We start from the raw sequence: 13,974 nt of genomic DNA, 5'->3' as shown, positions 1-13,974 counted from the left end.
GAGATCACACAAGGCACTCCGGAGGGTACCCCTAACGGGACGCCTCCAACGAGGCGGCCTCCCCCGCCTCGAAGAGGCGGGTGCGCTCGAGCACGGGGGCGAGGAAGCGCCCGGTGACGCTCGCCGGGTTCTGCGCGACCTCCTCGGGGGCGCCCTGGGCCACCACCGTGCCGCCGCCGTCGCCGCCGTCGGGGCCGAGGTCGATGATGCGGTCGGCCACCTTGATGACGTCGAGGTTGTGCTCGATCACGAGCACCGTGTTGCCGGCGTCCACGAGGCGCTGCAGGACGTCGAGGAGCTGGCGGACGTCCTCGAACGAGAGGCCCGTGGTGGGCTCGTCGAGGATGTAGAACGTCTTGCCGGTCTGGCGGCGGTGGAGCTCCTTGGCGAGCTTGACGCGCTGGGCCTCGCCGCCTGACAGCGTGGTGGCGGGCTGCCCCAGGCGCACGTAGCCCAGGCCCACGTCGTAGAGGGTCTGGAGCTTGTTGCGGACCTGCGGGATGGCGCCGAAGAACGCCAGGGCCTCGGTCACCGACATGTCGAGTACGTCGCTGATGGTCTTGTCGTGGTAGGTGACCTCGAGGGTCTCTCGGTTGTAGCGCTTGCCGTGGCAGACCTCGCAGGGCACGTAGACGTCGGGCAGGAAGTTCATCTCGATCTTGATCTGACCGTCGCCCTTGCACGCCTCGCAGCGGCCGCCCGGCACGTTGAAGGAGAAGCGCCCCGGCGAGTAGCCGCGCAGGCGGCTCTCCGGCGTGGAGGCGAAGAGGGCCCTGAGGTCGTCCCAGAGGCCGATGTAGGTGGCCGGGTTGGAGCGGGGCGTGCGGCCGATGGGGGCCTGGTCGATGTCGATGACCTTGTCGATGGCCTCCACGCCCTCGAGGGTGCCGTACTCCCCCACGGGGCGCTGGGACCGGTGCACGGCGTTGGTGAGGGCCGGGGCGAGGGTGTCGGTGACCAGGGACGACTTGCCCGAGCCGGAGACGCCCGTGACCACGGTGAGCGTGCCGAACTCCACGGAGCAGGTGACGTCCTTGAGGTTGTTGTGGCGGGCGCCCGTGATGGTGAGGGCTCCCCGGCCCGGGTCGCGGCGGGCCTCGGGCAGCGCGATGACGCGGCGGCCCGACAGGTAGGCCCCCGTGAGGGAGTCGGGGCAGGCCATGACCTCGGCCGGTGTGCCGGCGCACACGACCTCGCCGCCGAGCTCCCCGGCGCCGGGGCCCATGTCCACCACGTAGTCGGCCGCGCGGATGGTGTCCTCGTCGTGCTCCACCACGATGACGGTGTTGCCCTGGTCGCGCAGGCGCTCGAGGGTGTGGATGAGGCGGTCGTTGTCGCGCTGGTGGAGGCCGATGGAGGGCTCGTCGAGGATGTAGAGCACGCCCATGAGGCCGGCGCCGATCTGGGTCGCCAGCCGGATGCGCTGGGCCTCGCCGCCCGACAGCGTGGCGCTGGCCCGGGCCAGGGTGAGGTAGTCGAGTCCCACGTCCACCAGGAACCGCAGGCGCTCCACGATCTCGCGCACCACGCGGCCGCCGATGAACTCCTGGCGCTCGTCGAGCTCGAGGCCCTGGAAGAACTCCAGGGAGTCGCGGCAGCTCATGGAGCAGACGTCCCAGATGGACTTCCCGCCCACGGTCACGGCGAGGAACTCGGGCTTGAGCCGGGCGCCGCCGCAGGTGGAGCAGGGCTCCTCGCGGATGTACCTCTCGAGCCGCGCCTTCACCTTCTCGTTGGAGGAGTCGGTGTACTTCTCGAAGAGCACCGACCGCACGCCGGAGAACGTGGTGAGCCAGTGGGTGTCGCGGCCGTCGCGGGTGTGGTAGTCCACCCGCACCTTGGTGGACCCGAGGCCGTCGAGCAGCGCCCGGCGCACCTTGGCCGGGAGGTCCTTCCACGGGGTGGCTGGGTCCACGCCGAAGTGGGCCACCACGGCGCGGAAGATCTGGGGGTAGTAGTTGGAGCGCCCGAAGAAGCTCCCGAAGACCCCGTCGTCCACGGCGGCGTCGGGGTTCTCCACCAGGGCCTCGGCGTCCACCACCCGGCGCATGCCCAGGCCGTCGCAGTCGGGGCAGGCGCCGTAGGGGGCGTTGAACGAGAAGTCCCGGGGCTGGAGGTCGTCGATAGAGTGGCCGTGGACCGGGCACGAGAGGGCCAGGGAGTACTGGAACAGCTCCCCCTGGGCGTCGGGGCCGGCCTCCCGGGGGGCGAGCACGTAGACGCCCACCTTGTCGGAGGCGATGCGGCAGGCCTGCTCCACGGCCTCGGCGATGCGGCTGCGCGAGGAGGGCCTCACCACCACGCGGTCGACCACCACCTCGATGGTGTGCTTGTACTTCTTGTCGAGCCTGATGCCCTCCTCGAGCTCCATGACCTCGCCGTCCACGCGCACCCGGGAGAAGCCCTCCTTGAGCAGGTCGGCGAAGAGCTTGGCGAACTCGCCTTTGCGGCCGAGGACCACGGGGGCCAGGACGAAGGCCCGGCGGCCGTCTGCCGCCTCGATGACCTTGTCCACCACCTGGTCGGTGGTCTGCCGCTCGATGACGCGCCCGCACTCCGGGCAGTGGGCCGTGCCCACCCGGGCGAACAGGAGCCTGAGGTAGTCGTAGATCTCGGTCACCGTGCCCACGGTGGACCGGGGGTTCTTGGAGGTGGTCTTCTGGTCGATGGAGACGGCCGGCGACAGGCCGTCGATGGAGTCGAGGTCGGGCTTGTCCATCTGGCCGAGGAACATGCGGGCGTAGCTGGACAGGCTCTCAACGTAGCGACGCTGGCCCTCGGCGTAGATCGTGTCGAAGGCCAGGGAGCTCTTCCCCGAGCCGGAGAGGCCGGTGATGACCACGAGCTCGTTGCGCGGGATGGTGACGTCGATGTCTCTCAGGTTGTGCTCCCGCGCACCGCGGATGACGATCGCGTTGGATGCCACTGGGCGGACCTCCCCCTCACGTGCAGCTGTTCGATGACGGCGCCATGGCGCTCAATCGAACAATTGTACGTTTCAGACCTCGAGGAGGGTGCGGGGAGAGACCTCTTTAGCATCCCTCCACATCTGGGAGGCGTCCTCGTCGGTGATGCCGGCGATGACCCGGTTGAGGCTGTCGAGGAAGGCGGTGTCGTCGTGGCGCACGGCGATGCGCAGGGACCCCTCGTCGGCCCGGGGGCACTGGGCAGGGGGGATGGGGGCAACCACGAGCTCCGGGAAGACCCCGGCGCACTGCTCGAAGCCCCGGCGGTCGACCACGGTGGCGTCGATCTCGCCGGAGGCGACCTTGAGGCAGGGGTAGGTGCGGGACCCGTAGGGGGAGACGTGGACCGCGCCGGGGACCTGGGCGATGGCCCGGTCGAGGTCGGTGTCGGAGCGGGCGGCCATGCGGGCCCCCTCGAGGGCCTCCAGGGAGGTGGCCCCGGCGAAGCGGGAGTCGGCCCGGCACACCACGGCGAGGTCCACCGCGGCGTAGGGGTCGGAGAAGGCGATGCCGGTGTCGCGGGACCCGTTGAACACCGAGGAGACGGCCACGTCGATGTAGCCGCGCTTGAGGTAGTCGGCGAGGTCGGCGTGGTCGACGTCGACCATGCGCGGGCGGCAGCCGAGCCCCTCGGAGACACGACTGAGGAAGAAGGCGTCGAAGCCGCTGACGTTGTAGTCGCGGTTCTCCAGGGGGAGGGACCGGTCCACGGAGGGGTCCACCAGCATCTCGTAGGCGGGGTGGGCGCAGTCGATGCCCACGCGGTAGGCCGCCTGGGCGACCGCCGGGGGCTCGAGGAAGCCCTCGATGCCGGAGCACCCGGCCAGGGAGGCCGTGCCGACGAGGGCGGCGGCGCCGGCGATGCAGGAGCGCAGGAAGGCGCGGCGCCCCATGGGCCGCTCGAGAAGGGGCGCCCCGCCGAGGGGCCGACCGGTCTGTGTCATCGAGCCCCCTCTTCCAAGCGCCGCCGGGACAGACGCTTAATTTATCCTTAAAAGCAGCCTAAACCTCTTTGAAATCGAAGTCAACGTCACTGGTTGCCTTTTTCCCTCTGAAAGCACGGACGTTGACATCTTCAGGTACTGCGCGATCGGTCCGCAACGGCCGGGCGGAGCGGCGGGAACGCGGCGCGGCCGTCCGCATTTTGTCATACTTTCAACCGATGGCCCCTGAAGCGGGGCCCTACAAGAAAGGAAGACCCATGCTTCTCGAGAACAAGGTCTGCGTCGTCACCGGGGGCACCCGCGGCATCGGCCTCGCCTGCGTGAGGGCGTTCCTCGCCGAGGGGGCCAAGGTGGCCCTCTGGGGCTCGCGCCCGGAGACCGTCGACGCCGCCCTCGCCACCCTCCGCGCCGAGGACGGGGACGCCCCCGTCATGGGCATGGCCCCCGACCTCACCGACGCCGCGGCCGTGGCGTCGGCCCTCGACGAGGTGGTGGCCGAGTGGGGCCGGCTCGACGTCATGGTCAACAACGCCGGCATCTCCCAGTCCACCCCCCTGCTCGACTACACCCCCGAGGAGTTCCAGAAGGCCATGGACCTCAACGTGACCGCCGTGTTCAACGGGTGCCAGGCGGCGGCCCGCATCATGGTGCCCCAGGGCGGCGGCTCCATCGTCAACACGAGCTCCATGGTCTCCCTCTACGGCCAGAGATCGGGCGTGGGCTACCCCACCTCGAAGTTCGCCGTCAACGGCCTCACCAAGTCCCTCGCCCGGGAGCTCGCCCCCGCCGGGGTCCGCGTGAACGCCGTGGCGCCCGGGGTCACGGCCACCGACATGGTGGCCGCCCTGCCCGACGAGGTGGTGGCCCGCATCTCCCAGGGCATCGCCATGGGGCGCCCCGGCACGCCGGAGGAGGTGGCGGACGTCTTCTGCTTCCTGGCGAGCGACAAGGCCTCCTACGTCACCGGGACCGTGGTCTCCGTGGACGGCGGCGCCCTGTTCTAACCCTGCCCCGAGAGGGCGGCGGCGCCACTCCCGGGCCCGGTACCCCCTTCCGGGGTGCCGGGCCTTCTTTTTCTCGGGCCCGCCGGACCGCGGCCGGGAGGGGCGGCGCGCCCGGACGGAAGTAGAATGGGCCGAGTGAACACACCGCGACAGTGAAGGAGGGCCCATGGCCTGCTCCAAGAAGGACGGTTCCACAGACAGGGACGGCGGCGCGCCCCAGAGGTTCGAGCAGCACCCCCTCTCCGAGGTGGCGTGCGTGGTGGGCGTGGTCTCCGGAAAGGGGGGCGTGGGCAAGTCCCTCGTCTCCTGCAGCCTCGCCGTGGAGCTCGCCCGCAGGGGCCTCAAGGTGGGGATCCTCGACGCCGACATCACCGGCCCCTCGGTCCCCCGCATGCTCGGCCTGGGCGGGCAGCACGCCACCACCATCGGCGACCTCTTCCTGCCGGCCGTGGGGCCCCTCGGCATCAAGGTCATGAGCGCCAACATGCTCCTGGCCCACGAGAACGACCCCGTGCTCTGGCGCGGCCCGGTGCTGGCCGGGGCCATCCGCCAGTTCTGGAGCCAGACCTCCTGGGGCCCCATCGACGTGCTCGTGGTGGACATGCCCCCGGGGACCGGCGACGTGGCCCTCACGGTCTACCAGGCCCTCCCCGTGGACGGCACCGTCATCGTCACCACGCCCCAGGACCTCGTGTCCATGATCGTGGGCAAGGCCGTCAAGATGGCCGCCAAGATGGGCGTGGGCGTCCTCGGCCTCGTGGAGAACATGGGCTACGCCACCTGCCCCCACTGCGGCGAGCGCATCGACGTGTTCGGCCCCTCCCACCTGGAGCGGGACAGCGAGCTCGCCGGCGTGGCCGCCCTCGACCGCCTGCCCCAGGACCCGGCCCTGGCGGCGGCCTGCGACGCCGGCGACCTCGCCCGGTGCCTGCCCGCCGACTTCCTGCCGAAGACCGTGGCCCGCGTGCTCTCCCTGGGGGACGACCCGGCCCCCGTGCCCGACATCGCCGCCATGGACGCCCGCTACGAGGCGGCCTACGGCGCGGTGCCCCAGCCGGCCGCCGGGGAGACCGTGGACATGACCCCCGAGGAGGTCTGAGGTGGCCCGCGCCGGCTCCCCCAAGGGGCGCCGCCTCCACGCCCGGGCCGTGGCCCGCAGGGAGGCCGCCTCCCAGGCCGTCCCCGACTCCTGCGGCGTCTGCGTGGTGGGGGCCGGCGCCTCCGGCCTCTGCGCCGCCCTCGCGGCCGCGCGCGAGGGGGCCGGCGCGGCGTCGGTCGTCTGCCTCGAGGCCGGGCCGCGGGCCGGCGCCCCCATCCTCGCCACGGGCAACGGGCGGTGCAACCTCTCCAACGCGGACCTTTCCCCCGACCGCTACAACGACCCCGCCCTCGCGAGGGCCGCCATGGGCCCCACCCCCGAGAGCGACGTCCTCGACCTCTTCGGCGGCCTGGGCCTCGCCTGGGACGACGAGGAGGGCCGCATCTACCCGCGCAGCCGCGCGGCCGGCTCCGTCAGGTCGGTCCTGCTGCAGGCCGTGGCGGCCTCCGGCGCCGTCGTGGGGACCATGCGCCCCGTCACCGCCGTGGAGGTCGCGGACGGCGGGTTCCGCGTGGGGTACGAGGAGCGCTTCCGCGAGGACGGCGGCGCCGCCGGCTGGCGCCGGCGGACGCTCTTTTGCCGGCGCCTCGTCTGGGCCGCCGGCGGCGGCTCCCAGGACGCCCTGCGGCCCCTCGGCGTGGACGTGACGCCCACTTCCCCCGTCCTCTGCCCCGTGGCCGTGGCGCCCTCGTTCGCCGACGCCCTGGACGGCCGCCGTGCTCGCGGCGCCGTGCGGCTCCTGCGCGGCGGGTCGCCCGTCTGGGAGGGACGCGGCGAGGTGCTGTTCCGCAGCGGCGCGCTCTCGGGCATCGTGTCCCTCGACCTCTCGCGCCAGGCCCTGCCCGGGGACGCCGTGGAGGTGGACCTCGCCCCCGAGACCTCCCTGGACGACGTCGCCTCGCTCGTGGGCCCGCGCTTCAGGCCCCACGGCGCCGACGGCCTGATCGACCCCGCCGTGGCCGAGGTGCTCGCCCGCGAGGCGTCCGGCTCCGACGACCCGGCCGGGGCCATGGCATCCCTCGTGAAGGCGCTGCCCTTCTCGGTGACGGGCCTCGCCCACCCCGAGACCGCCCAGGTCACCCGCGGCGGCGTGGCCGCCTCGGCCGTGGACGGCGCCACCCTGGCCGTGCCCTCCGTGCCCGGCCTCTCCGTCTGCGGCGAGGCCCTGGACGTGGACGGCCCTTGCGGCGGGTACAACCTCGCCTTCGCGTGGCTCTCCGGCCTGAGGGCCGGCCGATGCGCCCTCTCAAGCCTGCTGCTCCCCTGAATCCGCTCCCCTGAAAACATGGGAACAAGGGGAGAAACGACCACCCTGCCCAGGAAGGCCCCATGATCGAAGTCCCCAACATCTCCGTCCCGCTGCGCGACCTCGAGCGTGCCGGGGACGAGATGGCCGCGGTCCGGAAGGCTGCCCAGAAGCGGCTCCACATCGCACCCGACGCCATTGCCTCCCTCGAGATCCGCCGCCGCTCCATCGACGCCCGCCGCGGCAGGCCCATCACCGTGGTCTACACGGTGCGCTGCTTCATGCGCGGCGGCACCAACTCCGAGCGGGCGCTCCTGTCCTCCATCGGGCGCCGCGGCCGCGGACCCAAGGTGGAGGTCGTGGAGCCCGACCGCAACCCGGTGCCGCTGGTCTCCGGCGCCCCCCTCTCGGACGGCGAGCGCCCCGTGGTGGTGGGCGCCGGCTGCGCAGGCCTCTTCTGCGCCTGGGCCCTCGCCCGCCAGGGCCTCTGCCCCGTGCTTGTGGAGCGCGGCGACGACGCCGCGCGCCGCACCGCCCTCATCGACCGGTTCGACCGCACGGGCGAGCTCGACTGCGAGTCCAACATACAGTTCGGCCTCGGCGGCGCCGGGACCTTCTCCGACGGCAAGCTCACCACGGGCACGAGGAGCCCCTACCACCGCGCCATCCTCGAGGCCCTCGTGGCCGGCGGCGCGAGCCCCCGCATCCTGTTCGAGGCCAAGCCCCACGTGGGCAGCGACGTGCTCCCCCGCGTGGTGACCCACATCGCCCAGGAGGTCGAGCGCCTGGGCGGCGAGGTGCGCCACCGCTGCCGCCTCACGGGCCTCCGGGTGGAGGGCTCCGGCACCGGTCGCAGGGTCACCGGCGTGGAGCTCGCCTGGCGACAGGGGCGGCCCGACCCCTCGCCAGACGCGCCCGTGGGGGCGCCGGGGCCGGAGCGCACCGAGACCCTCGCCGCCTCATGCGTGGTGCTCGCCTGCGGCCACTCGGCCCGCGACGTCTTCGAGCTGCTGCGGGACCTCGACGTGGCCATGGAGCGCAAGACGTTCTCCATGGGGGCGCGCATCGAGCACCTGCAGGCCGACGTCGACCGCTGCCAGTACGGCCCGGCCGCTGGCAGCCCCCTGCTCGGGGCCGCCCCCTACAAGCTCGTGTCGCACGTGCGCGGCGCGGCCCCCGCCTACTCGTTCTGCATGTGCCCCGGCGGCTACGTGGTCGCCGCCGCGAGCGAGGCCCACGGCGTGGTCACCAACGGCATGAGCCTGGCCGCGCGCGACGGGGCCAACGCCAACTCCGGCATCCTCGTGAACGTCAACCCGGGCGACCTCCCCGGCGACGACGTGCTGGCGGGCGTGGCCCTCCAGCGCCGCTGCGAGCAGGCGGCCTACGCCGCCGGCGGCGGGGCGTTCCGGGCGCCGGCGCAGCTCGTGGGCGACTTCCTGGCCGGCACCCCCTCCTCCGGGCCGGGCCACGTGGCACCCACGTACCCCCGCGGCGTCACCTGGGGGTCGCTCGACGGCCTCCTGCCCGAGACGGTGCTCGACGCCATGAGGGCGGGCATCCCCGCCATGGCCGGCAAGCTGCGGTGCTTCGCCGACCCGGAGGCCGTGCTCACCGGCGTGGAGACGCGCTCCTCGTCGCCGGTGCGCGTGGTGCGCGACAAGGGCTACGAGAGCGTCTCGGTGGCCGGTCTCTTCCCCGTGGGCGAGGGCGCCGGCTATGCAGGTGGCATAATGAGCGCGGCGGCCGACGGCGTGGGCTGCGCCATGGCCGTCGCGGGGCGCATCCTGAACGCCTGACGGGCCCGGCCCCGCAACGGCGGCGCCCGGCGGGCGCGGACAACCCTACACAGAGACGACGGCCGGCGCCGGTGACCCCGGCGCCGGCGGCATGGGAGGAACGAGCATGGCGGCAAAGATCATCGTGGCGTGCGGCTCCGGCGTGGCGACGTCCCAGACCGTGGCGAGCAAGGTGCGCCACCTCCTGGACGCCCGCGGCGTCGAGGCCGACGTGCAGGCGGTCGAGATCAAGAACCTGCGCCAGGCGCTGCGCGGCGCCGACGCCTACATCTCGGTGGTCAAGACCGACGAGAGCTTCCCCACCCCGGTCTTCAACGGCGTGGCCTTCCTCACCGGCATCGGCCAGGAGGAGGAGCTCGAGGAGCTCGTCAAGGCCATCTCCCGCTAGGGCCCTACCCTAGCGCCGGGGGTTCCTCCGGCCCCCGAGGCGCTTGCGCGACGCGTGGGCCGATCCCTTGCGGGCGCCGGAGCGCAGCCTCGCGATGACGGCGTCCTCGGAGGTCCCCTCCAGGGCGGCGCGCAGCTCCACCACCTGGTCGCGCAGGGCCGCGGCCCGCTCGAAGTCCGTGGCGTCGCTCGCCGCGCGCATCTCCTCCTCCAGGGAGGCCAGCACCGCCTCGGCCTCCTCCCGCGGGAGCTCCGCCAGCTCGGCGGCCACCTGGGCGGCCTTGCTCTCCCCCGGGGCCGTGCCCGGCGTGTAGAACTCGCCGTGGCCCAGCTCGTCGCCGTCGCTGCCGTGGCGGCGGCTGCGCCTGCCCACGGAGGCGTCGGCCTCCTCGATGAAGCCCGAGATGTCGTTCACGGCCTTGCGCACCGTCTTGGGCACGATGCCGTGCTCCTCGTTGTAGGCCTTCTGGAGGGTGCGGCGGCGGTTGGTCTCGTCGATGGCCTCGCGCATGGAGTCGGTGACGGTGTCGGCGTACATGATCACCTGGCCGTCGGCGTTGCGCGCGGCGCGGCCCATGGTCTGGATGAGGGAGCGCCGGTTGCGGAGGAACCCCTCCTTGTCGGCGTCGAGGATGGCCACGAGCGACACCTCGGGGATGTCCAGGCCCTCGCGGAGCAGGTTGATGCCCACAAGCACGTCGATCTTGCCCTGGCGGAGGTCGCGCACGATGTCCACGCGGTCGAGCGTGGCGGTGTCGGAGTGCATGTAGTTGACGCGGATGCCCTGGTCGAGCAGGTGGTCGGTGAGGTCCTCGGCCATGCGCTTGGTGAGCGTGGTCACGAGCACGCGCTCGTGGCGCGCCACGCGGTCGCGGATCTCGGACGTGAGGTCGTCGATCTGGCCGCGCACGGGGCGCACGTCGATGGAGGGGTCGAGCAGGCCCGTGGGACGGATGATCATCTCCACGTCCTGCTGGCTCACGGAGCACTCGTAGTCGCCGGGCGTCGCCGAGACGTAGATGAACTGCGGGATGCGGGCCTCGAACTCGTCGAAGCGCAGGGGCCGGTTGTCGAGGGCCGACGGCAGGCGGAAGCCGTGCTCCACGAGGGTCACCTTGCGGGAGCGGTCGCCCTCGTGCATGCCGCGCACCTGCGGCACCGTGACGTGGCTCTCGTCGACGATGCACACCATGTCGCTCGGGAAGTAGTCGATGAGGGTATAGGGCGGCTCGCCGGGCTTGCGGCCGTCCAGGTGGCGCGAGTAGTTCTCGATGCCGTTGCAGAACCCCATGGTCTCGAGCATCTCGAGGTCGTAGGCCGTGCGTTCCGAGAGGCGCTGGGCCTCGAGGAGCTTGTCGGCGGCCTTGAGCTCGCCCACGCGGGCGATGAGCTCGTCGTTGATGGTCTTGAGGGCGTGGTTGACCTTGGGGCGCTCCGTGACGTAGTGGGAGGCCGGCCAGATGGGCACCGCGTCGAAGTCGCGGATGACCTCGCCGGTGAGCTCGTCCACCTCGGCGATGCGCTCCACCTCGTCGCCGAAGAACTCCACCTTGAGGGGGTGCTCGGCGTAGGGCGGGAAGACGTCCACGGAGTCGCCGCGCACGCGGAACATGCCGCGCTGGAGGTCGAGGTCGTTGCGGTCGTACTGCACGGCCAGGAGGTTGCGGATGAAGTCGTCGCGCTCCAGGGGCACCTCCTTGTCCACGTTGGGGGCGAGGCCGGCGTAGTCGTCGGGGGAGCCGATGCCGTAGATGCAGGAGACCGACGCCACCACGATGACGTCGCGGCGCGACAGGAGGTTGGCCGTGGCCTGGTGGCGGAGCTTCTCCACCTCCTCGTTGATGGAGGCGTCCTTCTCTATGTAGGTGTCGCTCTGGGGCACGTAGGCCTCGGGCTGGTAGTAGTCGTAGTACGAGACGAAGTACACGACGGCGTTGTCGGGGAACATCTCGCGCATCTCGGCGGCCACCTGGGCGGCGAGCGTCTTGTTGGGCTCGAGGATGAGGGCCGGGCGGTTGATCTTCTCGATGGTCTTGGCCACGGTGTAGGTCTTGCCGGAGCCGGTCACGCCCATGAGCGTCTGGTAGCGCAGGCCCTCCTCGACGCCGCGGGCGAGCCTCTCGATAGCCTGGGGCTGGTCGCCCGCGGGCTCGTAGGGCATCTGCACGGAGAAGTCGGGGCTGCCGCCCTCCCGCCCGAAGCGGACGAGCCCGGCGCCCACGCGGCCGCGGCCGGTGTCTCCCTGGTCCATGTGGCTGCCTCCCTTATCGCGTGACGGCGTCGTCGACGAGGCCGTCGGGGTAGAGTGCGCGGTACTGCTCGTAGGCCTCCGTGACCTTCTCGAGGTAGAGGCGGGTCTCGGGGAACTCGATGGCGTCCCTGAAGTCCGAGTCGCCCCCGCCCCAGGCGCTCGCCGCGCCGGGGCCGGCGTTGTAGGCCGCCACGGCCCTGTCGGTGGAGCCGGCGGAGTCGAGCAGCGTGGCGAGGTAGGCCGTGCCGTACTCGATGTTGGTGGCCGGGTCGGAGAGGTCGTCGGGGTCGTAGACGCTCCCATCGACGATGCCGCGGTCCGCGAGCTCCCGGGCCGTGGCCGGCATGAGCTGCATGAGCCCCTCGGCACCCGCGCCGCTCCGGGCCGTGGAGACCCAGTTGGACTCGCTCTTGATCACCGCGGCCACAAGGGACGGATCCACCCCGTGGCGCTCGGCGGAGTCCTGCACAGCCTGGGCGTAGTGCACCGGGTAGAGCCAGTGCCGGATCGCCGCGCCTGGCAGGAGCCCCAGGGCCACGGAGAGCGCCCCCATGAGCACCATGAGCAGGATGGGAACGGTGCGGAACCAGCGCCAGAACCGCAGGCGGCGACGCCCGAGGGGCCCCTTGGAAGCGGACGCCTTGGACGCGGCTCCCCCGGACGGGGCACGGCGGCGCCTGCCGCGGGACGGCCCCTCCCAGGTGCCGTCGTCCCAGGCGGCGCCCTGACGGTCGAGGAGCTCGCGGGCGGCCCGGGCGCGCTGGAGGTCGGCCGGCGGCGCGGGCGGCGCAGCGGCGCGGGCGGCGGCCGGACGGGCCTCGGTGGGGCCGGCCGTGCCTAAGGACCGCTCGAGGGCGGCCGCCCGGGAGTAGACCGTCGGGTCCACGGCGGGGGCGCCGCCGGCAGCCGGGGCCTGGACGCGGGTGGCGCCGGGGTCGGCCACGACCACGGTGTCCGGCGCGGCCGCGAGGCGCGTCGCGCCGAGGTCGTCCGCGGACGGGGCCATGACCGTGGCGTCGGGGTCCACGGCCGCGGTGGCCTGGGCGGAGGAAAGCACGGTGGCGCCGGGGTCGGCCGGCGCGGGGACGGCGCCGTCGGCGACGCCGTCCAGGCCCTCGTCGCCGGGGCCCGCGTAGGGGTTGTCCCGCCGGGGCGTCCAGCCCTCAGCTGCAGCCATGGTCCCTTCCTCCCTCCAAGCCGTTGGCGACCCACCACTCCCGGGCGCGGCGCTCGAGCGTCGCCAGGTCGCCGTCGTTGTCGATGACCGCCGTGGCCCGGGCCTCGAGGTAGGCGTCGGTGGGCTGGCCCTTCACCCGGGCGTCGAAGTCCCCGCCGTCCATGCCGCGCCCCTCGGCGAGCGCGCGGCGACGGTCCTTGCCCGTACGTACCCACACCACGTCGTCGGCCAGGGGGAGGAGGTCCTCCACACGGTCGAGCAGCGGCACCTCCACCACGCAGGTGGCGGGGCGCGACGAGGCGCACGAGACGGCCGTGAGCCGGTCGGCCAGCCGCTCGCGGATGTAGGGCAGCTCCACGGCTTCGAGCCGGGCCGCCCCCTCGGGCGTCGCGAAGGCGGCCCGGGCGAGGGCGGCGCGGTCCACCGACCAGGAGCCGTCGCAGGACACCCAGCGGCCACCCTCCTCATCGAACAGCGCGCCGCCCAGGGCCACCTCGGGGCCGAAGGCGTCCACGAGCTCCTCGACGCAGGCGTCGTCGGAGGCCAACACCTCTCGCGACACGTCGTCGAGGTCGATGCGCTCGGCGCCCAGGGACTCGAGCACGCGGCCCACGCACGACTTGCCCGACGCGGTGCCGCCCACCAGGAACACGGTCCTCATGGTCTCCCCCGCCCTCAGGAACGGCCCTCGAAGGTGGTGCCGCAGCGGCGGCAGCGCACCCGCACCTTGCCCTTGCCGCGCGGCACGCGCAGCCGCTGGCCGCACTGGGGGCAGGTGAGCACCTTGTGGCTGCGGCGCTCGCGCAGGGTGCCCACAGGCGACGAGACCCAGGGGCGCAGGGGCCCGAGGCGGCCCATGAAGCGCTCGTTCTCCCGGGCCCGTGCGGCCACGTCGCGCGACAGCATGCGCCACCAGCCGTAGACGATGAGCGCGAGGGCCACGACGGACAGCCACCACGCCGGCACGAACAGGTAGACGACGATGAGGGCGAGGGCGACCCACGTGCACACCCGCGTCACATCGTCGGGGCCGTTGCGCCCCTGCATGAACTCCTGGACCCGCCTGTCGAAGTCTCCCTTGGCCATGGGGCCGCCTCCCGT

General features: G+C 72.7%; 11 protein-coding genes. 5 read left to right on the top strand and 6 right to left on the bottom strand.

All coding sequences use genetic code 11. From position 1 onward, the window contains the following. Positions 1-31: 31 nt before the first annotated feature. Entirely contained in the window at positions 32-2,926 is a 2,895-nt protein-coding gene (gene uvrA / locus NFR49_RS00765) for an excinuclease ABC subunit UvrA (RefSeq protein ID WP_251157801.1), read from the bottom strand. A gap of 72 nt (positions 2,927-2,998) precedes the next feature. Beyond that, positions 2,999-3,910, bottom strand: a complete 912-nt coding sequence (locus NFR49_RS00760; protein WP_251157800.1) for a transporter substrate-binding domain-containing protein — start codon at positions 3,908-3,910, stop codon at positions 2,999-3,001. A gap of 257 nt (positions 3,911-4,167) precedes the next feature. Between NFR49_RS00760 and NFR49_RS00755 the strand changes: the two genes are divergently transcribed. From NFR49_RS00755 to NFR49_RS00735, 5 genes are all read left to right on the top strand, one after another. Further along, positions 4,168-4,914: an SDR family NAD(P)-dependent oxidoreductase gene (locus tag NFR49_RS00755; RefSeq protein ID WP_251157799.1), complete on the top strand. Its 747-nt coding sequence runs from the start codon at positions 4,168-4,170 to the stop codon at positions 4,912-4,914. A 166-nt stretch (positions 4,915-5,080) separates the two neighbouring features. Further along, entirely contained in the window at positions 5,081-6,013 is a 933-nt protein-coding gene (locus NFR49_RS00750; RefSeq protein WP_251157798.1) for an Mrp/NBP35 family ATP-binding protein, read from the top strand. Between the two features lies 1 nt (position 6,014). Then, a complete protein-coding gene (locus NFR49_RS00745; RefSeq protein ID WP_275557123.1) occupies positions 6,015-7,280 on the top strand; it encodes an aminoacetone oxidase family FAD-binding enzyme in 1,266 nt (421 codons plus the stop codon). 62 nt (positions 7,281-7,342) lie between these two features. Continuing rightward, a complete protein-coding gene (locus NFR49_RS00740; protein ID WP_251157797.1) occupies positions 7,343-9,058 on the top strand; it encodes an NAD(P)/FAD-dependent oxidoreductase in 1,716 nt (571 codons plus the stop codon). 106 nt (positions 9,059-9,164) lie between these two features. Continuing rightward, positions 9,165-9,446 carry a PTS sugar transporter subunit IIB gene (locus NFR49_RS00735; RefSeq protein ID WP_135977653.1) on the top strand — a complete coding sequence of 94 codons (282 nt, stop codon included), beginning with the start codon at positions 9,165-9,167 and terminating at the stop codon, positions 9,444-9,446. Positions 9,447-9,455: 9 nt separating this feature from the next. Here NFR49_RS00735 and uvrB read toward each other — a convergent pair whose 3' ends face one another. Genes uvrB through NFR49_RS00715 form a run of 4 tightly spaced genes read right to left on the bottom strand, consistent with a single transcriptional unit; the run spans position 9,456 to position 13,959 of the window. Then, a complete protein-coding gene (gene uvrB, locus NFR49_RS00730) occupies positions 9,456-11,696 on the bottom strand; it encodes an excinuclease ABC subunit UvrB (RefSeq protein ID WP_275557122.1) in 2,241 nt (746 codons plus the stop codon). 13 nt (positions 11,697-11,709) lie between these two features. Beyond that, positions 11,710-12,873: a lytic transglycosylase domain-containing protein gene (locus tag NFR49_RS00725; RefSeq protein WP_251157796.1), complete on the bottom strand. Its 1,164-nt coding sequence runs from the start codon at positions 12,871-12,873 to the stop codon at positions 11,710-11,712. After that, positions 12,860-13,534, bottom strand: coding sequence for a dephospho-CoA kinase (locus tag NFR49_RS00720; protein WP_251157795.1), 675 nt, complete (start codon positions 13,532-13,534; stop codon positions 12,860-12,862). Before NFR49_RS00720 ends, NFR49_RS00725 begins: the two co-directional genes overlap by 14 nt. A 14-nt stretch (positions 13,535-13,548) precedes the next feature. Then, the gene (locus NFR49_RS00715; protein WP_251157794.1) at positions 13,549-13,959 is read right to left on the bottom strand and encodes a zinc-ribbon domain-containing protein; all 411 of its coding nucleotides are present in this window, start codon (positions 13,957-13,959) and stop codon (positions 13,549-13,551) included. Between the last annotated feature and the right edge of the window lie 15 nt (positions 13,960-13,974).

This window comes from Caniella muris, from assembly GCF_943193035.1.
GTDB classification, from domain to species: domain Bacteria; phylum Actinomycetota; class Coriobacteriia; order Coriobacteriales; family Atopobiaceae; genus Granulimonas; species Granulimonas faecalis.
This window is presented reverse-complemented; position numbering and strand designations above follow the sequence as displayed.

Coding starts and splice junctions, on each gene's coding strand:
- uvrB (WP_275557122.1), bottom strand. CDS start 11,696: ATGGACCAGGGAGACACCGGCCGCGGCCGCGTGGGCGCCGGGCTCGTC.
- NFR49_RS00740 (WP_251157797.1), top strand. CDS start 7,343: ATGATCGAAGTCCCCAACATCTCCGTCCCGCTGCGCGACCTCGAGCGT.
- NFR49_RS00750 (WP_251157798.1), top strand. CDS start 5,081: ATGGCCTGCTCCAAGAAGGACGGTTCCACAGACAGGGACGGCGGCGCG.
- NFR49_RS00720 (WP_251157795.1), bottom strand. CDS start 13,534: ATGAGGACCGTGTTCCTGGTGGGCGGCACCGCGTCGGGCAAGTCGTGC.
- NFR49_RS00725 (WP_251157796.1), bottom strand. CDS start 12,873: ATGGCTGCAGCTGAGGGCTGGACGCCCCGGCGGGACAACCCCTACGCG.
- NFR49_RS00760 (WP_251157800.1), bottom strand. CDS start 3,910: ATGACACAGACCGGTCGGCCCCTCGGCGGGGCGCCCCTTCTCGAGCGG.
- NFR49_RS00715 (WP_251157794.1), bottom strand. CDS start 13,959: ATGGCCAAGGGAGACTTCGACAGGCGGGTCCAGGAGTTCATGCAGGGG.
- NFR49_RS00735 (WP_135977653.1), top strand. CDS start 9,165: ATGGCGGCAAAGATCATCGTGGCGTGCGGCTCCGGCGTGGCGACGTCC.
- NFR49_RS00755 (WP_251157799.1), top strand. CDS start 4,168: ATGCTTCTCGAGAACAAGGTCTGCGTCGTCACCGGGGGCACCCGCGGC.